Origin of the sequence: Photorhabdus sp. RM323S (assembly GCF_042879375.1) — a bacterium.
GTDB lineage: Bacteria > Pseudomonadota > Gammaproteobacteria > Enterobacterales > Enterobacteriaceae > Photorhabdus > Photorhabdus tasmaniensis.
Genome location: NZ_JBHFKZ010000001.1, coordinates 98,649 through 122,163, shown reverse-complemented (window position 1 = coordinate 122,163; position 23,515 = coordinate 98,649). Strand labels below are relative to the sequence as shown.

Below are 23,515 nucleotides of genomic sequence, written 5' to 3'. Positions count from 1 at the left end.
TCCCTATGTGTTCTGATATCGCGCTATCGGTAACAAATAACTGAGCGCTTCCTGTTTAAGTTTTGCTAAAAATGATTTATCAGCTTGCCGGAAAGCCCGCTGAACATAAGGATCGTCACCTTCCCCTCTGCGTCCTTGATCCCCAAGCCATGCTTTCAATAGCTGGCTTTCAGCTTTTGATTGAATTTCATCACTGCTGTCAATCTCACCCGTTTCTTTATTCATACATGTTGAAAGCCACACCCAACCACTTTTACAAAACAAGGGCAAAGGCACTGATCTTCCGCGCTGATAACCTTCAACCAGTTGATTTAGATAATCTTTCGCTTGTTCTGACGGCACCGGGGCAAAGCACCATTCGCTGTTATCACGTCCATAACTGCGGCTTTCCCCCTGACTACCAGCAAGACAGTAAGCCAGATGTTCAATCCACAACTGCATACCATCATTTGCTGTTAGACTAGCTGGTCGCCAACGTAGCAAACCATCCGGCTGCGCCTTATTAATTCGTCCAGTCAGAATGAATTGCCCTAAATCATGATGTAAATCGACAGAGAAAGTCTCTGTTTGTTGTTCGCGAATTTTATCCGCCAGCGGCTGCATCTCTTTTTGCTGTTTTAACCAATAAACCTCACCAAAAGCACCAAAAGGCAGCCCTCCTGCCGCACGAAGTCGGTTGAAGAGTGGCTCAGGCGATTGTTGTTCAATGAGTGTATTCAACAATAGCTGATTAAATTGATAACGTTGAAAGTTATCCAAAACAAAAGGTTCTTCCTCTGGTAATTCCGTTTCTTCAATGACAAAGTTTATTTTCAGGCAACGCTGGAAAAAAAACCGAACGGGATGACGGTAAAAGCGGATTAAATCATCAAGTGTAATTTCCCGAATGTGTTCTGCTTCAATAGGCTGACAAAATTCAGAATATGCCGCACCTTGCTCAGTTGCTGCCGGTAGCCACTCTTCTGCATAACTTTGCTGATAACTGCCCGGTATAAAGTTTTCCGGCGCAAATGGAACTCGAGTATGAAGAGACAACAGATGTTTTCTGATATTAGCGGCACTTTCATCAACGTTCAGTTTTTTATTACCCGGCAAGCAGAAACTCTGGCAAACATAATCCAGCAATTCGTTAACCAGCACTGAAGGATTGCATTCCGTATCATCTCGAATGGATTTGCCAATGTAACTGATATAAAGAAACTGTTCAGCGGATATCAGCGCTTCAAGGAATAAATAACGATCATCATCCCGCCGTTTTCTGTCTCCCCTTTGGCTTTTTTCTGCCATCAGGTCAAACCCAAGTGGTGGAATTGAACGGGGGTAAATACCGTCATTCATTCCTAATAAACAGACAACCTTAAAGGGGATAGAACGCATTGGCATCAAGGTGCAAAAGTTGACAGATCCAGCGAGAAAACGCTGACTTATTTTTTCATCATCAAACCGGAGCGCCAATTCATCCCGCAACAGAACCAGTGGCACGATTTCCTGATAGCGAGCATTCAAACCATTGCCTATCACTTTTTGCCACTGCTGCTCTATCATTGCCAGTACTAATTCAGTTTCACTGTCTGCGACGAAAAATGCCTCCAACAATTGCTGACAAACAGGTAACCAGCCCATTAACGTCTGATTCTCACCCAGAATTTTGCGCCAGTAGCTCAATTGCATTAAAAACTCAGCTAATTGGCCGGCAAGCTCCGCCGCCAAACCGCTGGATTCATCATAAGGCAATACCTCTTTCCAAGGGCCTGACCGACTATCCATGGCATAACCCAACAACATTCTGGTCAGTCCAAAACGCCATGTATGCTGGCCTGTCACCGGCAAGGACAACTCTTCCACATTGTCATCATCCAGCCCCCAGCGAACACCAGACTCTTCAACCCAACGCCTTAATAAACGTAAACCCTCTTCATGAATTTCAAATTTATTTGCCAGAGCAGGCACTTCCAGCAATGCTAAAACCTGCTCAGTGGTAAAACGGCTTTGAGGTAAATCAAGCAGTGTAATAAATACCTGTAAAATTGAATGCGCCTGACGGGCTTTGCGATCAGAAATTGCGAATGGAATATAACGTTCAGCAGAGACATTACCGAATACCGCCTGAACATAGGGAGTATAATTGTCGATATCCGCGACCATCACAATAATATCCCTTGGCGTTAGTGATGGATTATCTTCCAGCAACCTTAAAAGCTGATCCTGTAAAACTTCCACTTCCCGTTGAGGGCTATGGCAAACATGGAAAGACAAAGAACAATCCGAAGGATTAATCAACCGTTTTTGCAGGCTATTTTCAAATGTTTCTTTTGTTGCGCCAATCTGGGCATGATCCTCCAGATAGAGAATATCTCTTTGCAACTGATGTAACATGTTGTCTTGTTCTAATTCGACAAAAGCGTGAACATCCGAACTTTGCTCAAGCTGCGACAGTAAATAAAGATTATCACGCCCCAATCGCCCCCATGACGCCAACAAGGGATGACTGATATCCTGTTCACCTTCATCGTTAAATAGTGATTGAGCATTGCCAGGATCTTTAAAATATTCCAGTTCCTGCTTATTTTTATAGTGACGCGGTTTACGGCTGTTCAGTTTTGCCAGAAAAGCATAATTCTGAATATCTCCCCAATAATATTGACATGGATTGGTAAACATCAGGTGAATATCAATATGCTGTCCCAGTGCCTGTAAGGCTTGTAAATAAACAGGCGGCAACGCAGAAATACCACAGATAAATACCCGTTTCGGTAAACAAGCTGAAAGTTCAGCACTGTTTTCCAATAGTGAAATAAAACGGCGATACAAGTTAGCCCGATGCCATTGAGGTTGTTGTAGCTGGTGGGTATATTCCGTTAATTCCAGCCACAATCTCTTCTGCCACAATTGATTGTCGCTCAAACCATCAATAAGCTGCCCTTGCTGCCAGCTTTCCAGCCATTGCGGGCGATAAACAAGATATTGGTCAAACAGGTCAGCAACCCGTCCGGCCAATTGATGAATTTTCCGTTTATCAAAATCCTGATCAAGATAGTGCCTGAGTGCAACAAATTCTGCTTCTGGCAATAATTGAGGCAATAACGTCATCAGTTTCCATGTCATGGCATCTTTACTGAAAGCGCTTTCTTTAGGGATATCAGGCAATACTTTGGTAAACATATCCCAGATAAAAGTAGCCGGAAGCGGAAACGAAATATTGGCTGATATGCCTATTCTTTCAGCCAGTTGGATTTGCAGCCACTGTGACATTCCTGGGCTTTGTACCAGAATGACTTCCTGCTCAAACGGATCAGTCAGAGGATTATTTCCGATAAGTATTGTTATCAGCTCTTTAAGAAGATCCAACTGATTAGAATGATAAACCTTGAACATCAGGACTCCCGTTTGAACAAATCCACCGGCTTGCTTTACTTTGCTGATTATAAGGCGTTGTCACTATAACTGTAAGCTGATAGCAATCAGATAACTGATATGTCGTCTGAAATTCAGCATGCCATCCCGGTGGCGGTGTTAATTCTGCTAAAGCACTTTGACCTGCAATTAATTCATATTGTTCCAGGTATCCATGAGATAATTTGTCCGCCTTTGATTGTTGCCAATGTTGCTGAAATCCAAATAATAGCGCCTGATGATAACGCATTAATCCCAGCAAAGAGACAGAAAAGACCATAACGGCAACCATAACTTCGGGTAAACTCATCCCTGATTGATGATCACAGAAAGGATCTGATTTCATGAGCAAAACCCCTCATCTACTTCAGGACAGAAATCCAACCAACCGCTTTCTACCGGAATAAGAGAATCACTGCCACCAGAAGAGACTAATTTCATCCATTGATATAATCCGACAGATTGCCCAGATGCCACTTCTGCCACACCTTTCAGCAGAAAAAAATTACTTGAGTACCTTTTTAAACAACTTGTCAGATGGAACTCCTGCTGTTGCAGGCAATACCATTCTTCTGTTTTATCACTATAAAGTAGCCATGACTGAGCCATTCCCCATGCCAATGCAGATTCTGCTTGCTGAAAAGCTTTTAAATATCTGCGTTCATCGATCATCATGATTAATGCATTATCAAGATGATGATGTAAAGCTTTCAGCATCATAAGGCTGACAGCCAGCAACATCAGCACTGAAATCAACAATACATTTCCTTGTTGAAATTGCAGGCAGACATTTGGAGAATGCTCAGTCACGGTACTTATCCCCTGATATTGCGCAAACGTATTACTGCCTGATATTGGTAGTTTATTGATGGATGTTTAAACCAATGTGCAATAAGCGTCAATTTGATAAAAACTAATCCATCTTTTGTTGGTAATTTTTCTGCTTTAAATGAATCTACCATTATCTCATTTGGGTCAAATAGCCTTTCCCAGCCATTGCCCTGACAGTTACCCGCACCTCTTTTCCATTCCATTGACTTATTACTAAGACGATAGCCAAAGAATTCTGACTCACTGTGTTCTGGTGGTTCCCATTGGTTATTTACATTAAGATCGTATGCAATAATTAGGCATGAATCCTCACTTTCATCATTTTTACTATTGATTAATATTGGCTTTCCATCGCAATAATACTGGCAATATCCTGCTCGACGAATATCTTTTTCTATAATATGTAATGTTTGTTTAACGAAATAGCCTAAACGATATCGCTGATATAACTCCATTATTTGTCTGGTTAAAACCGGGTAACTTTTAGCAATCGCCAGTAAGATAATCGTGCCAATAGCCATTGCCACAATCACTTCTAACAATGTCATTCCAGATTGGTTTTTATGTTCCATTATTACAATAGAGTATCACTTATTTTATAAGAAAAAGCATCATTAACCACAAGCTGGGATACTATTAAACTTATTATTGCTACATGATCTTACTCTTCCTCGTGAAGAAAAAATAACTGATATTTCACCTGCGGAATTAGCCAAGATAAAACTCGCGGGCATCATCGTGTTTCTTATTCCATGAAACTCTATCTGCTCCTTAGTTGCTGAACTTATAACAACATCCTGATAGGATGATTTTATACCCTCAACAGTCTCTAAATCACAATCAGCAAGTGCAGATCTAGAAAGCGCTATACACCACTCTTTTCCCGTTTTCAGCCACAATACGACTTCTTTGTTTAGATAATTTGCCATAGATTGCTGTCTGGCGATAAATGTTAATACCTTCTGTACTGATTCCTGTAATCTGGTCCTTTCCTGATGATCGCCCCATGCTTGTATCCCCCATAAAGAAAATATTGAAATTAAAACAATAACAATCATCAATTCCAATAAGGAAAAACCTAATTGATTATCAATATTATAACTACCAGTTATATTAATGTTATCTTCCATTAACAATTCCTTCCATCCTTTCGTAAGACATTCTATTTATTTTAAAAACAGAATAAACACATAATTGAACTTTATGCGAGAGTGCGTCAATAAAAAAATAACAACACATTATTGTTACATTTAAATTGCGTAGAGCCTCGCAAAAATCAATAAGAATAGACGTTTTTGTTTCTTATTATTATAATACACAGTAAGTTCACATGGTTATGAGAGAGAGTATTTGCAAAAATGCAATCTAAGGAAAAATAAGGTATTTTAAAGTAAGAAACTTATTTTCTTAAAGAATTATATAAAGATAAATAATATCAGCCAGAAAAATAATTCATCAAGAATATAGATATCAGCAATGACTCTTTCTATAGGCTCTAAGCACAATAAATCCATCAGGATATGTTTGACCAATGTGCCATTCTGGTTGGTGCCTTGAACTGTTTCGGTATCTATTCCTGTAGAGTCTATTTTATTAATATCAACACCATTGAATGTTCACATTTTGCAAAATAAAACTTTACATATTGTAAAATTTTATTTTTAGAGTATACTATCCGAACAGCTAAGGAAGGGGAACAATGCGGGTCATATCCAGAACACCATTTATTGAGGCGCAAAAGCGTTTTCCCAATGAGCGTGACGCTATACAGGGTGTATATCTCCTACTTAAGTCACTCCATGTTAAAACCCCGCTTGAATTAAAGCAGTATTTTCCCAGTCTTGATCGTTTTAAGTATCGCGATCGATGGTGGTGTATCGATATTGGTGGTAACAATGTCCGGTTATTGGCCTTTATCGAGTTTTCAATGGGGCACTGTTACATTAAACACATCGTATCCCACACAGAATACGACAAGTTAACCGACTACTACCGGAGAAACAGAGCATGATCAATTTTGTAGTCGTTCAGGAACGGGCTAACGCTCTGTTTTCAGAGATCCCTTGGCTGACCTACATCAATACCTCAGAACAGCACAAAGAAGCACTGGCTTTGATTGATGAGCTTTTCAAAAACTATGAAAATAACAAAGGGTTAATTGAAATTCTAGCTACTGCAATTGAACGCTATGAAGATACTGCGCCTGAATTTGCAGAATTTAATCAGGCTATTGAAAATATTCCTACCGGGGTTGCAGCCCTGCGGGTTCTGATGGATCAACACGGCCTTAAACAAGCCGACCTTAAAAACGAAATCGGGGGAGCTTCCCTCGTATCACAAATTCTGAGTGGAACGAGGTCGCTAACAGTAACCCATATAAAAGCCTTGAGTACACGTTTTAAGGTTTCTAGCGCAGTTTTTATCGATTAGCTTTATCTGTTCCCTCAGGGAGACAATTTATCATAAATTGTCTCCCTCCAGATTGTTGCTAATAACCAAGCAACTAAATAGCAACCGGTGCCTTTATTCCTGGATACGGGTCATAATCGACAATGTCAAAATCATCAAACTTATAATCAAAAAGTGATTTCGGCTTACGCTTTATGACCAGTTTTGGCAATGAACGCGGCTCACGACTGAGCTGTAATTGTGTCTGTTCCATATGGTTGTTATAAAGATGAGTGTCACCACCAGTCCAGACAAAATCCCCCACTGCCAGATCACATTGCTGTGCCATCATATGAACCAACAATGCATAGCTGGCGATATTGAACGGCAAGCCAAGGAATACGTCACAAGAGCGCTGGTAAAGCTGGCAGGACAGTTTGCCATCCGCAACATAGAACTGGAAGAAAGCATGGCACGGTGCTAATGCCATTTTATCCAGTTCACCGACGTTCCAGGCCGAAACAATGATCCTGCGTGAATCCGGATCGCTTTTAAGCTGATCCAGCACCGTTTTCAGTTGGTCGATCTGGCGGCCATCTGCCGTTCCCCATGCACGCCATTGTTTACCATACACAGGCCCCAAATCGCCGTTCTCATCCGCCCATTCATCCCAAATAGTGACACTATTTTCATGCAGGTATTTGATATTCGTATCACCATCCAGGAACCAAAGAAGCTCATGAATAATTGAGCGGATATGACAACGTTTAGTTGTCACCAGTGGGAAACCATCCTGCAAATTGAAACGCATCTGATGCCCGAAAATGGAGACAGTCCCCGTCCCGGTGCGGTCTGCTTTCGGAGTGCCTTCTTCAAGCACTTTTTTCATTAAGTCCAGATACTGTTTCATTTTACCTCTTGTACCTTATTACCTTGGTGTTTGTATGCCCATATCATCATTAAAATTCCCGCAAGGATCATTGGAACAGAAAGAATTTGTCCCATGCTGATCCCATCGAATAAACCCAGTTGTGCATCCGGTTGACGGAAGAATTCCACTATTATCCTGAAAACACCGTAGCCAATTAAGAATAGGCCGGAAACACTACCCATTGGACGAGGTTTACGGATATATAAATTTAAAATAATAAACAGGACGATCCCCTCTAACGCCATTTCGTAGAGTTGTGAAGGGTGACGGGGAAGAACGCCATATTGTTCAAGTATGGATAACAGTGAAGGGTCAGTTGCTGCCAGTGCCATATCTTCACCACGGGAGCTTGGAAACAGCATAGCCCACGGTGTATCCAATGTGACACGCCCCCATAACTCACCATTAATAAAATTGCCAATTCGCCCCATACCTAGGCCAAAAGGGACTAACGGTGCAATAAAATCAGCAACTTGTAAGAAGTGGCGTTTAGTTCTGCGGCCAAATAACCACATTGCGCAGATAACCCCCATCAAGCCACCGTGGAAAGACATTCCTCCATCCCAAACTTTAAACAAATAAAGCGGGTTATCGAGAAAGGCAGGGAGATTATAAAACAGTACGTAGCCAAGACGGCCACCAACAAAGACGCCAACAAAACCTGCATAGAGCAAGTTCTCTACTTCGTTTTTTGCCCAACCACTATTGGGTTTCGCGGCCCTGCGTGTCGCCAGCCACATGGCGAATACAAACCCTACCAAGTACATAAAACCATACCAATGAAGGGATACGGGACCTACTGAAAAAATAACCGGGTCAATATTAGGAAATGCCAGGTAGTTGTTACTCATCGTTCCCCACTTAATATTTAAAATGAATACCCTAAAGCAAATGATTGCGAATCATAGTATAAGCCGTTAAACGGATTAAATTCCGCCTCTGACCAAACCACCAATCCCATGCTGCTCCATAAACGCTGCTGACAGCTCCTTTACTCTTACACTGGTTTCAGCCTGTAGTATTTCAGTCATCAATTTCTCAACCTGAACCCTCTCCAAATGACGTAATAAATATTTAATCCTTGGCACACTACAACCACTCATACTCAGGCTACGATAGCCAAGGCCAATTAATAGCAGAGCACCCATAGGAGAACCTGCCATTTCACCACAAATATTGATAGCAAGACCTGCTTGCCGGCTATTTTCAAATACCAGTTTTAATGCCCGAATTACAGCCGGGTGCAAACAGTCATAAAGGGAAGCGACATGGGTGTTATTTCGATCTACGGCCAACAGATACTGGGTCAAGTCATTGGTGCCAATAGAAACAAAATCGACTCTGCTTTTTAGTTGCGGCAAGAGAAAAATAGCCGAAGGAACTTCTATCATCACGCCAAGTTGCGGCGTAGGTATCTGACGTGCCAGAATTTGCTCAACTTCCTCTTTCGCTCTGTCAATTAACCGCTTGGATTCATCAATTTCTTCCATACTCGTGATCATGGGCAGAAGTATTTTCAAATTACCGCGATTAACGTTAGCTCGGAGCATAGCCCTAAGCTGAATAAGAAAAATTTCCGGTTGATCCAGTGTCACCCGTATACCGCGCCACCCCAAACAAGGGTTTTCTTCGCTGATGGGCATATATGGCAGTTGTTTATCCGCACCGATATCAAGTGTACGCAATACCACCGGTTTATCGGGAAATAATTGCAGCATCTCCTGATAACGGGCTTTTTGTTCCTCTTCGGAGGGGAAACCACTGTGCAACATAAAGGGTATTTCGGTTCGATAGAGACCAACACCATCAATATTATTGCCTATCTGTAACTCATATTTCAGACTCAACCCCGCATTAAGCTGAACAAGAATACGCTCACCACTTTTGAGACGCGCTTCCCGATCAACATCCCCTTCAGCCAGTTTGCTAAGTGCTTTTTCTTCTTCGATGATCTGTTTATATTCCTGAGAAATCAGCGGTTCAGGTTCAATAAAAACTTCGCCACGGAAACCATCAAGGATCAGCATACGATTGTGCAGGAGTTCCGGCTGGATATCAGCCCCCATAATGGCCGGGATCCCCATCGCACGAACCAATATGGCAGAGTGTGAATGCGTCGCGCCATCACGAACAATAACCCCGGCTAATCTTTCCTGCGGCATTTCTGCCAATAGGTTAGCACTCAGTTCATCAGCAACCAGAATAAACCATTTAGGCCACTGATGGCTGACAGTCGGTGAATCATCCAGATGGAACAGTAATCGTTGCCCAAGTGCCCGCAGATCCGATGCCCTTTCCCGCATATAGGCGTCTTGTAAGCGGGTGAATTGCTCTGCGTATTTCTCAATAACTTGTTTAACCGCCCATTGCGCGACAGACCCTTGTTCAATACAAGAAAACAGATCTTGTTTCAATTGAGGATCATTCAAAAGGTAGGAATAGAGATCAAAAATCGCAGCGCTCTCTTTTTGAGAACCGGTAGTAAAACGCCTACTGAGCCGCCGGCATTCCGCCATCGTATCTTCAAGTGCCTGAATCAGACGAGAACGTTCCGCTGCATGATCAAGGGTTGATGCTTCAAAAATTTGTTCAAGTGAGGGCTGGGAACAATCCTGCCACCCTTGGGCCATGACGATGCCATTAGAAATTGCCAACGCTTTAATTCGAGTCTGCCGGTAGTGACCAAACACGCCCTTGGTCTGAGCCTGAGCAAGGATCACGGCCAGCTGCGTCGCAAGCGTCACCATAAAGGATTCTTCGGTTTCATTAAACAAGCGTTGTTCCTGCTGCTGAACGACCAGAACCCCTTGCAACTGACGACGATAAATAACCGGAACCCCTAAAAAAGCACGGAAGTTATCTTCCTTAACCTGAGGCAGGTATTTGAAACTGGGATGGCTGCGTACATCCGCCAAATTAATCAGTTCAGATAATTGACCAACTTGCCCAACCACTCCCTCACCAAATGCCAGGCTGACAATTCTTCCCCGGGGTTTCCTCAATCCTCGGGTTGCCATCAGGTAATAACATTGCCGTTGATGATCAGCAAGATAGATAGAGCACACATCTGTGCTCATCGCCAGGCAAGTCTCATTCACCAATAGCTCAAGCGCTTCGGCCAGATTGGTTGCCATAGCAACTTTTTCAACAATTTCCCGTAAGCGCATAAGCATGGTGTTAACCTAACTTCTTTTGCGACGATAAGAATATGAAGAACGCGACAACAATATGCTTTCTTGCATTGGCATCACAACCGAAGCAAATTCTTTCATCACACGCCGGTAAACATCACGTTTAAAAGAGACAACCTGCCGGACAGGATACCAATAGCTGACCCAGCGCCAGCCATCAAACTCCGGGGTATTACTGTGCTGCACATTAATATCTTCTTCATTACAAAGTAGTTGTAATAAAAACCACCGCTGTTTTTGACCAATACAGACAGGTCTTGTATCCCAACGCACCAAACGCTTGGGTAATTTGTAACGTAACCAATTACGGGTAGAGGCCAGAACGCGTACATCCTTCCGGCCCAAACCCACTTCTTCATACAGTTCCCGATACATAGCCTGCTCTGGTGATTCCCCCGGATTAATCCCCCCCTGAGGGAATTGCCAGGAATGTTGCCCATAACGCCGGGCCCACAAAACCTGGCCTTGTCGATTACAAATTACAATTCCTACATTCGGGCGGTAGCCATCATCATCGATCACCAGACTACCTCAATAAACTAAATTTGAAAGATGACTAATTGTTTCACACTACCCTCAAGTGGTAAACCTCTATCATTGGACTTTGCAGTCGCTAGCTAAATCTCTACAATAGCGCCATCTCAACGGGGTGCTGGCTGTTTAAAACAGTCTTGCTGAGAGTAAACCCGCCGAACCTGATCTGGCTAATACTGGCGTAGGGATTTGAGCTGCTAATTGTTTCACTGAAATTATCTTTTCGTTTAGCGCGCCCTCAGATCCTTTGCCAATCCTCTTAAATTAAGGAGAGCAAAGTGTTTAAGACGTTATTTTCGAAATTAATCGTACTGACGGTACTGTCAGCCTCTGCTTTGTTATTGAGTCAGGTTGCACAGGCAAAGCCGGTATTAACTGTCTACACCTATGATTCTTTTGCCACCGAATGGGGACCAGGGCCTGCGATTAAAAAAGCGTTTGAAGCTGAATGTGACTGTGAACTGAAATTTGTTGCTCTGGAAGATGGTGTGTCCCTGCTCAATCGCCTCAGAATGGAGGGAAAGCGAACGGCTGCCGATATTATCCTTGGTCTGGATAACAACTTGATTCAAGCGGCCCAACAAACCGGTCTGTTCACTGAAAGCCAAGTAGATACCCGCAAACTGAAACTGCCTGTGCCATGGAATAACAACGTATTTATTCCTTATGACTATGGTTACTTTGCTTTCATTTACAACAAAAATACGTTGCCAAATCCGCCAAAGAGCATGGATGAACTGATCAACAGTCACAATAACTGGAAAGTGATCTATCAAGATCCCCGTACCAGCACACCAGGGCAAGGTTTGCTGTTGTGGATGCAGAAAATTTATGGTGATGATGCCCCACAAGCCTGGCAAAAACTGGCAAAGAAAACACTGACAGTCACCAAAGGCTGGAGTGAAGCTTATGGTCTGTTCCTGAAAGGCGAAGGCGATTTGGTCCTGAGCTATACCTCTTCACCGGGCTATCACATTTTGTCTGAGAAGAAAGACTATTATGCTGCGGCAACGTTTAGTGAAGGTCATTACTTGCAAGTCGAAGTTGCCGCCCAACTGGCCTCCAGCAAGCAACCGGAACTTGCCCAGAAATTTATGCGGTTTATATTAACTCCAGCTTTCCAACAGGAAATTCCAACCACTAACTGGATGTATCCGGTCATTGATATTCAACTACCAGAAGTTTATTCACAGCTTTCAATACCAGAAAGATCATTACAGTACCGTGCGGAAGACGTCGCAAAACACCGTAACCAATGGATTCGTGCATGGCAAAGCGCTGTCAGCCGCTAATAGCCGGATGGCTGTTGCCGGGGGCGATTGCCTCCGGTTTTTTGCTATTGGTCGCTTTACTGGCATTCGGTACACTTTGGTGTAACGCGCCTGAAGGCGACTGGTACTTGCTGACAGAAGATCGCTATTTGTGGCATGTGGTGTGTTTTACATTCTGGCAAGCTTTTTTATCGGCTCTGTTTTCTGTTATGCCCGCTATTTTTCTTTCCCGGGCACTCTATCGCCGTCATTTTCCAGGCCGAACTTTGTTTTTGCGCCTGTGTGCTATGACGCTGGTTTTGCCTGTACTGGTCGCTCTGTTTGGCATTCTGACTGTCTATGGCAGAGTCGGTTGGCTGGCGCAGTTCTGTGAATGGGCTGGTATCAATTACCATTTTACACCTTACGGTTTAAAGGGAATTTTGCTGGCGCATATCTTCTTTAATATGCCACTGGCAACACGGCTGTTACTGCAATCACTGGAAAACATTGCGGTGGAACAACGGCAGTTAGCCGCACAGTTAGGCATGAGTGAATGGCAACATTTTCGTTTCGTTGAATGGCCTTACCTGCGCCGCCAAATCCTGCCAACCGGCGCGCTGATTTTTATGCTCTGCTTCGCCAGTTTTGCCACAGTGCTGGCTTTAGGTGGCGGGCCTGCGGCAACAACTGTCGAGTTGGCAATCTATCAGGCGTTAAGCTATGACTACGATCTCGGCCGTGCCGCGTTACTGGCTTTGATTCAGCTGACTTGCTGTCTTGGTTTTGTTCTTCTTAGTCAGAAACTTAACAGTGCTCTGTCCATCGGCTATAGCAATCAACAGCAGTGGCGTAATCCACAGGATACTTTGCTGAGAAAAATCTGTGACAGCATGTCAATTACCGCGGCATTGTTACTGCTGGTTCCCCCATTGTTGGCTGTTGTCGTGGATGGTCTGAACAGCGGGTTATTCAACGTATTACGCCAGCCTGTATTGTGGCAGGCATTTATCACATCCATTGTGATTGCGTTAGGCGCCGGATTACTGTGTGTTTTATTTACGATGATGTTGCTGTGGAGCAGCCGCGAGCTGTGCCTGCGTTATTCACCCCGCTGGGGACAAGCGATGGAAATAAGTGGTTTGTTGATCCTGGCTATGCCCGGCATCGTGCTGGCAACCGGTTTTTTTCTACTCCTTAACGACACCATCGGCTTACCCCGCTCACCCTATGGTCTGGTGATTTTAACCAACGCACTGATGGCGATTCCTTATGCATTGAAAGTTCTGGATAATCCCATGAAAGATCTGGCAGCCCGCTATAATCCGCTGTGTCGATCCCTGAACATTCAAGGTATTAACCGACTGCGTTGGATTGAGCTAAAAGCATTGAAAATCCCGCTGGCGCAAGCTCTGGCTTTTGCTTGTGTCCTTTCGATTGGGGATTTTGGTGTTGTCGCGCTGTTTGGTAATGAAGATTTCCGTACACTTCCTTTCTATCTGTACCAGCAAATAGGGGCTTACCGTAGTCAAGATGGCGCAGTCACCGCCTTATTGCTGTTATTATTATGTTTTATGCTGTTTAGTTTACTTGAACGCTTACCGGGGCGACGTAATGCTTAAACTTAAGAATTTGGCTTACACCTATGAACATCTGATGATGCTCTTTGACTTGCAGATTCAGGCTGGGGAGCGTATCGCCATTCTTGGGCCCAGTGGGGCAGGTAAAAGTACATTACTGAACCTGATCGCCGGTTTTCAAACAGCAGAAAAAGGTTCCGTATGGCTGAATGGAGAAAATCACACCAATACGCCACCTTCTCAGCGCCCGGTATCCATGTTATTTCAAGAAAATAACCTCTTCTCTCATCTGACGATTGAACAGAATATTGGGTTGGGATTACATCCCGGATTACGCCTTAATAGCAAACAGCAACAGACGTTACAGCAAATAGTCTCCCAGGTTTCGTTGGAAGATTGTCTTACTCGTTTGCCTGCTCAACTTTCTGGTGGACAACGACAACGGGCAGCATTAGCGCGTTGTTTAGTACGCCAGCAGCCAATTTTGTTACTTGATGAGCCCTTTTCCGCTCTTGATCCAGCCTTGCGTAATGAAATGCTGGTATTGCTGGAGCAAGTTTGCAATGAACGCCAGCTTACTTTGCTGATGGTTTCGCATAATCTGGATGATGCCGCCCGTATAGCTGACCGCGCTTTATTAATTGTTGATGGCAATATTCATTATGACGGTTCAACCAATGCATTGGTTGCCGGTACTGTTTCTGAAGCGGCTATTTTGGGTAGGAAGGTCGATTCTAGTTAGGCGTTATTAATGCCATTGCTGTCAGAATAAATGGGAACAGGATATGGCTTGGTATTTCGATTACTTCCTTCTGTGACCATGCGGGTACTTCTGCTTATAGCATCAGAGATGATGAGCCGCAACCAGAACGTCCATCATCACCCTGTCAGCTTTGTGAAGCTCCTTGATAAATCCTCGCCCTTGTTAGCGATGGCGATAGATGGTAACGAGTTGTTGGATGCGAGATTTATGTGTTATCGGACAAGCCCAATGGGGCAGTTGGAGTTTTTTTATGAAATCAAACTGACAGGTGCCACCATTGTTAATGTTTCCTACAATTATCCGCATTCAATAGACGACAACGGAGTAATTCCGTATGAAGTCGTTATGCTTGATTACAAGTCTATTTCGTGCAGTCACCTTGCAGCCGGAACGACAGGTTATAGTATTTCGCAATTAGCTGGGCGTGAAGAGGAAAAGCCGCTACTTTCTGGATTCTCAAATATTAAGCCACGGATTGAAACGGTTATCACTTCTTTGTTTAGCAAGCAATTCAAACTTAAACATCAGGGCGATGTTTGTCCAAATATTGCATATGGAGTGAGAACAGAAAAAGGATTAATAGAAGATATGTTTAAAACATCTGGTGTGACAAAACAGTTCGAAACAAAAAAAGAAGAAACTATCGAAGTTGAATATTTATATCAAACAAGAATAGGGCTCTAATTATGGCTATTTTAAAAACTAAAACGGTTAAGGGTGGGGCTGTTACAGAGATTGAAATGGATATCTTTTATTTAAATCAAATTCCTGATGCAATGGAGAGAATGGGTTGGGAAATGGCTCCAAAATTAATGCGGCATTGGTTTGATACTGAGCCAGTATTTTCATTTAAAAATGTAGAAGAAAAGAAAAAATATGCTGTAGAAATGGATTCAGTGGATATACCAAAAGAAATAATTAATGATTCTATTGTGAAAATGACGTGGGCAATAAATTATACACAGGTAAGAGCGCTTGTAGAAGAATTACATTATATGTGGGCTTCACCTTTAGGAATAAGACTACTAAGAAAAAGACTAAGCAAAAGCGAAGATAAACGCATAGGGTATACTGACTCAGCTATTGAATTAGATACATATGCTTAGGTGAGTGCCAGAGAGATAGGAGCGATGACCGATACAATTGATGATTATTATGGGGCCATAGGTAAAGCAACAATCAAATTAGCAGTAAGAGGTCATATTGATAAAAGAAATTCGAAAGACGTTTTTGTTACAGAACTTATTGGTATTTATCTGAAAGACAGTTATGATTTTGTAACGAAAAGTGAGTTTCTTGGCATATGGCATAAAAATGGGGTATTAAATAAGGCTAAGACACTGGCTTATATGGGACTTTATGAAAAAAGTGTATGGAAAGAGTTAGCTGGTGAATATTCAGGAACCGTTCCTATCTATAATGACGATTTCAAAGCATGGCAAAGAAAATATAAAAAAGGCGGTGATTTTATAGTGTTTTCGGATGTTTTATGGATGTTCGCATTACCTGAGCATAGGGTTATAGAACTATGATTTCCAAAAATACCATGAGAAAAATATTGTTCTCGATATTGGGAGTTATTTTACTTTGGTGGTTTTTCTTATCACACGTTACCTTTCTGAAAAATAAGGCTGAAATACATGAGAGTAAAAACGATGGATATATTGCCAAATATTATAAGCCCTTGCCAGTAAATTTGTTTGGAATGTATTTTCTTACAGTGGAAAGAGAATCTTTTTTTGTGGTTCTATATGATATTAACAATAATTATATAGGCCAAAGCTCTCCATTTTATATGTCTGGAATAATAAATGTATTAGAGAGAAATCCTATGTTTCCAAATAATGACGATTCTGATCCTTTTAACGACCGTTTCGTTGTTGTTAACTCAGAGGACTTTTCCAATGCTTATGAAATATCAATCAACCATAAGAAATGGTGGAGTAAAATACTTAAGTATTTTCATTAATTTTTCGGTAGTTAACTTTAGAAAATTCGGTTCTAAATTTGATACAATTAATGATTGGTATGGTGCTATGGGTAATTAAAATATGAAGATGTCTGTTAGAGGTTATGTGGATAAATTAAGTGGTAAAAATGTTTTTATATATCCAAGCGATAATGGATATGAAAGTGTTGATATAAATTAGAACGATAGGTTTCAATAAAAATGAGGGGGATACTACGGTATTCCTTTTTTTTACACTATTGGCGGGTTCAACCCCGAAATTCAACTTTTGTTATTACAAATTAAAAATGACGGTTTTATCACATATGAGATAATCTCATGGATATCACCAACAACCTATGTGAAAAATTTTGCTCTCATGTTTTCGTTTGTTTAATTTCGAATTTAAGAGAATTTTTTATTATTTTAACGGTGTTAAATCATGCCTTATCAAAATAATGTAAAAAAGGTAATTATTGAAGCTATCCTTAGCTTGGAATTAGAATGGGTACTAAATTGCCTATACTTCCTAATCGACCTGTCTATTAACGAACATAGGTACATCACTCTATTTAAATTGATTTTTAGACGATCACGTTACCGAAATCATTCCTTATCATAAAGAGGGTTTCTATTGCATCCTAATAGTTCAAAAAAACAATTAAACGCAATCATTTTTTAAGGTGATGAACATCACACTATCTGTTAATTTTAGTTTTAAAACCGAATAATAAATGTAACATATTTCTTCTTTTGAGGTTATTTAACATTATTATTTTTCAAAGAGAATGATGAATGGATTATCAGAATTTATTTCAATTAACCATGCAAGAAAAACATGACCTCTTTTTAGCATTAAACAAAATTGATTACGATCCTACCGGGAGTGATTCATATATTCATGCAGTAAGATCCGCAATGATGTCTTTTTTACCTATAAGGATAATATCAGCGCTAAATAAACAGCGGGCATCTATAAATCCTCGGCCATACATAATTTTAAAGAATGTTCCAATAGATTGTGAAATATTTTTCTCTCCATCACCAAACCAATATACCCCATCAGCAAAATCAGGAAATATTAGTGAAAATATTTTAACCGGCATAGCGTCACTCATCGGTGAGCCATATTCGATGTTTTTTGAAGGTAAAGAATTAATTAATAACCTTATTCCGACTCATGAATCAAAAAGCGAATATACGGGTTTAGGGTTTGATGTTGAACTTGACTTTCATATTGAAAATGCAGCTTTAAAGCATTTTGAACAATATAATGTTTCACCACTCGGCTTGCTACTTACAGGAATCAGGCATGATCCCAATGGCCCTCTGACACGAATATCCGATTCACGTCTATCCATTGCTCAATTAGAAAAAGAGGATATAGAAACATTAGCTGCACCATTGTACAGTATTAAATTGCCTTACCGCTGGAGACAATCCACATTGATTGGAAAAGAAGAAACCCACCTCGTTTCACTTATATCAGAAAATCATATATTACCCGACATTAGCGCTGTATTTTATCCTGGTATGATAGCAGCCAGTACAGCAAAAGCTGAAGTTGCTTTGGAAAAATTCTATAGTTTGATTAAAGAAAATTCGGTAGGAATACATATTAACCCAGGTGATTTATTATATATCGATAACAGATTTACTTTGCATTCAAGAGATAAATTTTCTCCAACATTCGACAATATAGGAACGCCATTACGTTGGTTGCAACGTGTATTTATCTCATCAAATCTTTGGAATCATAGATATTTAAACCAAATTGAACACAGAGTTTTCTCTATTTAGAAGGAACTTCAGATGTTAAATGTTTTCTTTTCAATTCTGCCCATATTCATGCTAATTACTCTTGGTTTCTTATCCAAGAAATACATAAAAGACGTTTCTAATTTCTGGCACTTTTCTGATAAATTTGTTTACTATCTCTTTTTTCCTACTTTATTAATCTTAGATATTAGCGAAGCTAATTTCTCTGGCTCTAATAACTTCTACCCAATAGTATCAACGATAAGTTCAACAATCATCATTGCTATTGTTATTTTTACTGGCAGATTTTTCTTTAATACTACTCCTGCTCTATTTACCTCTATCTTTCAAGGTGGAGTTAGATATAATTCATATGTTTTTATCGCACTTTCACAATCACTATTCGGCAGTGACGGGGTTGCATTATCTGGATTTTTCGTAGCCTATATGATAATTATTACTAATATTATGAGTGTATTGGTAATGAATCATTATGGCAGTGGAAGTAAAAAGAGCCTCAGTGGTGCTATTCTTGCTTTAGCCAAAAATCCGCTAATTATTGGTGCTATCATTGGTGTGTTACTAAACTTTTTTAATATTCATATTACCGGTCCAATTAAGCAACTTTTCGTCTATTTATCGAATGCAGCGACACCATTAAGCCTAATGTCTGTAGGAGCGGGGTTGATCATTAACATGCATATAAGAAAGATACTTTCGATCTCCTACGCAACAATACTCAAATTGCTTGTAATGCCATTGATAACCATATTAATAATTAAATACTTAGGTGCATCAGGCGTTCCTGCAAACATTGCTATTCTATATTCCGCAGTACCTTGTGCTGGTAATGCTTATATATTAGCTAGACAAATGGGAGGCGACCATGAAGCAATGGCATCTATTATCACATGGACTACGTTATTATCCATCATTACTGTCACTTTAATTCTTGGCAGTGTAAAATTATAGAAATACGTATAAGAATAAAGCCAAATAATATTAAAAACGTATTGCTAAAAATAAATGCAATACGTTTTATATTATTCTATTACTATGGATAAATTAAAAGTAACTCAAGATATTATAAATATCACCACAAATAAATAATCCATCCGCCTAATTTCATTAATATTTAAATAATCAAGAAATTAAACTATACATATTAAATTCTTATTAATGATTTATTATTATGCTGTTCTTGTAAAGCCAACATTTAAAGCCCAAAGATTATTTTCACATAAAAAATTTAATCTCTTAATAATATAATTTCTTACATGTAAACATATTTCACAATTATATTTTTTCGTTTTTATAAAATGTTGAATAAATAATGATAAATTTTAGGAAGGTTATTTATTAGCGAATGGTTATGTCTGATTCTTCTAAATTTGATATTTCAAGTTGTTGGGTTTTAATTGCGTAAGTGAGGGATTATACTTGCCTGTACTGAGAGAAACCCTTTCCCTCGATGACTACCTGAAACAAGTCAGGGAACGCACTGCATTTATTATCTCCGATGTTTTTGATGAGCAGGATTGGGTGCCTTTCGAACACGATTGCACCAGTCTCAGACGTTTTATCTATCAACATTACTCTATGCTGACCAGACACCTCTGGCTCAGGATTTTCAGAAGCAACTGTATGCACTGGTTTTTCTTGAACAGTCTTATCAGGCGTTTATTCGTAGTTATGTTACCAGTACCCTAAAAGGAAAATTTGGTGATAAACTAATCTACCGTAAACGATTGGACCGTATCGCTGATGCTATCCTGCCATTTTTACAGGATGATTTTATAACTTTGCTCACCGGACAGTTGATCATGCCTTTTGGTTAAATACTATTTGGTTGATTACTATTTTTTACAGGTGACGACCGGCTTTGCTTCCATTAACATATCGCCCCTTTAACGAGTGATCAGGCGATTTGTGAGCATCTTGCTATCTGCCCATTATCTTCGTTAGATCAAATAAAAGCTGTCGTCCTTCACCTATAAATAACATTTATCTAACAGAAACTGAGTCAAAATTTATGCCATTTACCCTCGGTCAACGCTGGATCAGCGATACAGAAAGCGAACTTGGATTAGGAACCGTTGTTGCATTGGACGCACGAATGGTCACTTTGCTTTTTCCTGCCAGCGGTGAAAACCGCCTTTACGCCCGCAATGATTCTCCTATTACCCGCGTTATGTTTAACTCGGGGGATGTTGTCACCAGCCATGAAGGCTGGCAACTCAAAGTGGATGAAGTCCAGCAAGAAAATGGCCTGATTATTTATACAGGTACACGTCTTGATACTCTAGAAGAAAATGTCAGTCTGCGCGAAGTGTTCCTCGACAGCAAACTCACCTTCAACAAGCCACAGGATCGCTTGTTTGCCGGTCAGATTGACCGCATGGATCGCTTTGCCTTGCGCTTTCGCGCTCGCAAATATCAAAGTGAACAATTTAAACTGGCTGAAAGTGGTCTGCGGGGTATCCGCGCGAGCCTGATCCCCCATCAGCTTCATATCGCGAATGAAGTCGGCAAACGCCACGCTCCAAGGGTATTGTTGGCTGATGAAGTCGGCTTGGGTAAAACCATTGAAGCCGGGATGATCATCCACCAGCAACTGCTGGCAGGTCGCGCTGAACGTGTTCTGGTTATTGTGCCAGACAGTCTTCAACACCAATGGCTGGTAGAGATGCTGCGCCGTTTCAATCTGCGTTTTGCCCTGTTTGATGACAGCCGCTATACCGAAGCCCGACATGACAGCGATAATCCATTTGAAACAGAACAATTGATACTTTGTTCACTGGATTTTGTCCGCCGTAATAAACAACGTTTTGAGCATATGCTTGAAGCTAATTGGGATCTGATGGTGGTGGATGAAGCTCACCACCTGGCCTGGAGTGAAGATGCACCCAGTCGTGAATACCAAGTTATTGAAGAATTAGCTGAACAGATCCCTGGTGTACTGCTACTAACCGCCACACCAGAGCAGTTAGGGCAGGAGAGCCATTTTGCCCGCCTGCGTCTGCTTGATCCAAGCCGTTTTCATGATTATCAGGCTTTTATTGACGAACAACAAAACTACCGCCCAGTTGCTGATGCTGTAACTCTGCTGTTATCGGGTGAACAACTTAACAATAATCAATTAAATCTGATGGGTGAGCTGATTAGTGAGCAGGACATTGAGCCTTTGCTGAAAGCCGCCAACAGTAATAGTGATGAAAGTGAAATCGCACGCCGTGAACTGATTTCCATGCTGATGGATCGCCACGGCACCAGCCGTATTCTGTTCCGTAATACCCGTAATGGCGTGAAAGGCTTTCCTCATCGGGAACTGCACCAGATTAAATTACCTCTGCCAACTCAATATCAAACAGCCATTAAAGTCTCCGATATTATGGGCGCTAAAAAATCGCTGGAATCACGCGCAAGGGATATGCTTTACCCAGAGCAGATTTATCAGGAGTTTGAAGGCGAAAATGCCACATGGTGGAATTTTGATCCCCGCGTAGAATGGCTGCTGGGTTTCCTGACGGCAAACCGTGATGAAAAAGTGCTGGTAATTTGTGCTAAAGCGACCACAGCTCTGCACCTGGAACAGGTACTGCGTGAACGCGAAGGCATTCGCGGTGCCGTTTTCCATGAAGGATTATCACTGGTTGAACGTGACCGCGCCGCAGCCTACTTTGCTTCTGAAGAAGGGGGGGCACAGGTGTTGCTGTGCTCCGAAATTGGCTCAGAAGGCCGTAACTTCCAGTTCGCCAACCAGTTAGTCATGTTCGATTTGCCATTCAACCCGGATTTATTGGAACAACGTATCGGACGTCTGGATCGTATCGGCCAAAGCCGTGATATCCAAATCAGTGTGCCCTATCTGGAAAATACCGCACAGGCCGTTCTGATCCGGTGGTATCACGAAGGTCTGGATGCATTCGAACACACCTGCCCAACTGGCCGTACTATCTACGATAACTATTATGAAACTCTGCTGAACTATCTTGCCAAACCGAATGAACAGGATAAATTTGGTGAATTTATTGAACAATGCCGCCAACAACATGAGCAGCTCAAATCACAACTGGAGCAAGGCCGCGACCGACTGCTGGAAATGAACTCCAATGGCGGAGAACATGGCTTACAGTTAGCAGAACAAATTGCAAAGTATGATAATGATACTGAACTGGTGAATTTCTCTCTCAACTTGTTTGATATCGTTGGTATCAATCAGGAAGATCGCAGCGACAACATGATAGTGTTGACACCCTCCGATCATATGTTGGTTCCGGATTTCCCAGGGCTGCCACAAGATGGCTGTACTATCACATTCGATCGTGAACAAGCACTGTCCCGTGAAGATGCCCAGTTTATCAGTTGGGAACACCCGATTATCCGTAATGGGTTGGATCTGATCCTTTCCGGTGACACCGGCAGCTGTGCTGTCTCTCTTTTGAAAAATAAAGCCTTACCCGTTGGAACCTTGCTGGTAGAGCTGATTTATGTGGTTGAAGCACAAGCGCCAAAACATCTGCAATTGACCCGTTTCCTGCCGCCAACCCCATTGCGGGTACTGATGGATTTGAAAGGCAACAATCTGGCTGGTCAGGTGGAATTTGAAAGCTTTAACCGCCAGCTTAATGCAGTTAATCGTCATACTGCGAGTAAACTGGTTAATGCGGTACAAAAAGAAGTTCACGCTATTTTACAACAGGCAGAAGGTTTGATAGAAACTCAGGCTCAATCATTGATTGAACAAGCGAAACATGAAGCTGATGAAAAACTCACCGTTGAGCTTTCCCGCCTGGAAGCACTTAAAGCCGTCAATCCGAATATTCGTGATGATGAGTTGGAAGCGATTGAATCTAATCGCCAACAGTTACTGCTTAACCTGAATCAGGCAAGCTGGCGTCTGGATGCTATCCGCCTTGTTGTTGTTACACACCAGTAAGTATTAGCA

At 41.5% G+C, this 23,515-nt stretch carries 19 protein-coding genes, 2 pseudogenes and 1 riboswitch; of the genes and pseudogenes, 12 read left to right on the top strand and 9 right to left on the bottom strand.

Annotated features, from left to right (window positions below):
* Positions 1 to 3: 3 nt before the first annotated feature.
* Genes recC through ACGF7G_RS00490 form a run of 5 tightly spaced genes read right to left on the bottom strand, consistent with a single transcriptional unit; the run spans position 4 to position 5,354 of the window.
* Positions 4 to 3,375 (bottom strand): exodeoxyribonuclease V subunit gamma, encoded by a 3,372-nt coding sequence (gene recC / locus ACGF7G_RS00510; RefSeq protein WP_387462830.1) that lies wholly within the window; start codon positions 3,373 to 3,375, stop codon positions 4 to 6.
* Entirely contained in the window at positions 3,353 to 3,739 is a 387-nt protein-coding gene (locus tag ACGF7G_RS00505; RefSeq protein ID WP_387462829.1) for a prepilin-type N-terminal cleavage/methylation domain-containing protein, read from the bottom strand. The genes recC and ACGF7G_RS00505 overlap by 23 nt, the downstream gene beginning before the upstream one ends.
* Positions 3,736 to 4,203, bottom strand: a complete 468-nt coding sequence (locus tag ACGF7G_RS00500) for a YgdB family protein (RefSeq protein WP_387462828.1) — start codon at positions 4,201 to 4,203, stop codon at positions 3,736 to 3,738. Before ACGF7G_RS00500 ends, ACGF7G_RS00505 begins: the two co-directional genes overlap by 4 nt.
* Before the next feature lie 5 nt (positions 4,204 to 4,208).
* Positions 4,209 to 4,796, bottom strand: coding sequence for a prepilin peptidase-dependent protein (locus ACGF7G_RS00495; RefSeq protein WP_387462827.1), 588 nt, complete (start codon positions 4,794 to 4,796; stop codon positions 4,209 to 4,211).
* A 42-nt stretch (positions 4,797 to 4,838) separates the two neighbouring features.
* On the bottom strand, positions 4,839 to 5,354 hold the full coding sequence (locus ACGF7G_RS00490; RefSeq protein WP_387462826.1) for a prepilin peptidase-dependent protein: 516 nt from the start codon (positions 5,352 to 5,354) through the stop codon (positions 4,839 to 4,841).
* Between the two features lie 569 nt (positions 5,355 to 5,923).
* Between ACGF7G_RS00490 and ACGF7G_RS00485 the strand changes: the two genes are divergently transcribed.
* Both ACGF7G_RS00485 and ACGF7G_RS00480 read left to right on the top strand, forming a co-directional pair.
* Positions 5,924 to 6,235, top strand: coding sequence for a type II toxin-antitoxin system HigB family toxin (locus ACGF7G_RS00485; RefSeq protein WP_133813714.1), 312 nt, complete (start codon positions 5,924 to 5,926; stop codon positions 6,233 to 6,235).
* Positions 6,232 to 6,654 carry a type II toxin-antitoxin system HigA family antitoxin gene (locus ACGF7G_RS00480; protein WP_133813713.1) on the top strand — a complete coding sequence of 141 codons (423 nt, stop codon included), beginning with the start codon at positions 6,232 to 6,234 and terminating at the stop codon, positions 6,652 to 6,654. Before ACGF7G_RS00485 ends, ACGF7G_RS00480 begins: the two co-directional genes overlap by 4 nt.
* A 73-nt stretch (positions 6,655 to 6,727) precedes the next feature.
* On the opposite strand, the gene thyA is transcribed toward ACGF7G_RS00480, so the two are convergent.
* From thyA to rppH, 4 genes are all read right to left on the bottom strand, one after another.
* Positions 6,728 to 7,522: a thymidylate synthase gene (gene thyA / locus ACGF7G_RS00475; RefSeq protein WP_387462824.1), complete on the bottom strand. Its 795-nt coding sequence runs from the start codon at positions 7,520 to 7,522 to the stop codon at positions 6,728 to 6,730.
* A complete protein-coding gene (lgt, locus tag ACGF7G_RS00470) occupies positions 7,519 to 8,394 on the bottom strand; it encodes a prolipoprotein diacylglyceryl transferase (protein WP_387462823.1) in 876 nt (291 codons plus the stop codon). The genes thyA and lgt overlap by 4 nt, the downstream gene beginning before the upstream one ends.
* 75 nt (positions 8,395 to 8,469) lie before the next feature.
* Positions 8,470 to 10,716 (bottom strand): phosphoenolpyruvate--protein phosphotransferase, encoded by a 2,247-nt coding sequence (gene ptsP, locus ACGF7G_RS00465; RefSeq protein ID WP_387462822.1) that lies wholly within the window; start codon positions 10,714 to 10,716, stop codon positions 8,470 to 8,472.
* A 9-nt stretch (positions 10,717 to 10,725) separates the two neighbouring features.
* Entirely contained in the window at positions 10,726 to 11,256 is a 531-nt protein-coding gene (gene rppH / locus ACGF7G_RS00460; RefSeq protein ID WP_387462821.1) for an RNA pyrophosphohydrolase, read from the bottom strand.
* A 113-nt stretch (positions 11,257 to 11,369) separates the two neighbouring features.
* Positions 11,370 to 11,474: riboswitch (TPP riboswitch) on the top strand.
* A 72-nt stretch (positions 11,475 to 11,546) separates the two neighbouring features.
* On the opposite strand from rppH, the gene thiB reads away from it, so the two are divergent.
* The 10 genes and pseudogenes from thiB (at position 11,547) to rapA (ending at position 23,506) form a co-directional block, all read left to right on the top strand.
* On the top strand, positions 11,547 to 12,560 hold the full coding sequence (gene thiB, locus ACGF7G_RS00455) for a thiamine ABC transporter substrate binding subunit (protein ID WP_387462820.1): 1,014 nt from the start codon (positions 11,547 to 11,549) through the stop codon (positions 12,558 to 12,560).
* A complete protein-coding gene (gene thiP / locus ACGF7G_RS00450; RefSeq protein WP_387462819.1) occupies positions 12,536 to 14,140 on the top strand; it encodes a thiamine/thiamine pyrophosphate ABC transporter permease ThiP in 1,605 nt (534 codons plus the stop codon). The genes thiB and thiP overlap by 25 nt, the downstream gene beginning before the upstream one ends.
* A complete protein-coding gene (gene thiQ / locus ACGF7G_RS00445) occupies positions 14,133 to 14,840 on the top strand; it encodes a thiamine ABC transporter ATP-binding protein ThiQ (protein WP_387462818.1) in 708 nt (235 codons plus the stop codon). Before thiP ends, thiQ begins: the two co-directional genes overlap by 8 nt.
* Before the next feature lie 108 nt (positions 14,841 to 14,948).
* On the top strand, positions 14,949 to 15,545 hold the full coding sequence (tssD, locus tag ACGF7G_RS00440; RefSeq protein ID WP_387462816.1) for a type VI secretion system tube protein TssD: 597 nt from the start codon (positions 14,949 to 14,951) through the stop codon (positions 15,543 to 15,545).
* Between the two features lie 2 nt (positions 15,546 to 15,547).
* Positions 15,548 to 16,393 (top strand): annotated as a pseudogene (locus tag ACGF7G_RS00435) (DUF6402 family protein).
* Complete coding sequence (locus ACGF7G_RS00430) at positions 16,390 to 16,830, top strand: DUF6201 family protein (RefSeq protein WP_387462814.1); 441 nt, start codon at positions 16,390 to 16,392, stop codon at positions 16,828 to 16,830. Before ACGF7G_RS00435 ends, ACGF7G_RS00430 begins: the two are co-directional and overlap by 4 nt.
* A gap of 774 nt (positions 16,831 to 17,604) precedes the next feature.
* Positions 17,605 to 18,609, top strand: coding sequence for a TauD/TfdA family dioxygenase (locus ACGF7G_RS00425; RefSeq protein WP_387462812.1), 1,005 nt, complete (start codon positions 17,605 to 17,607; stop codon positions 18,607 to 18,609).
* 12 nt (positions 18,610 to 18,621) lie between these two features.
* Positions 18,622 to 19,539 (top strand): AEC family transporter, encoded by a 918-nt coding sequence (locus tag ACGF7G_RS00420; protein WP_387462811.1) that lies wholly within the window; start codon positions 18,622 to 18,624, stop codon positions 19,537 to 19,539.
* Positions 19,540 to 20,171: 632 nt separating this feature from the next.
* Positions 20,172 to 20,405: pseudogene (locus ACGF7G_RS00415) on the top strand (hypothetical protein); the annotation flags it as partial.
* 194 nt (positions 20,406 to 20,599) lie between these two features.
* Entirely contained in the window at positions 20,600 to 23,506 is a 2,907-nt protein-coding gene (gene rapA, locus ACGF7G_RS00410) for an RNA polymerase-associated protein RapA (protein WP_387462809.1), read from the top strand.
* Positions 23,507 to 23,515 lie beyond the last annotated feature (9 nt).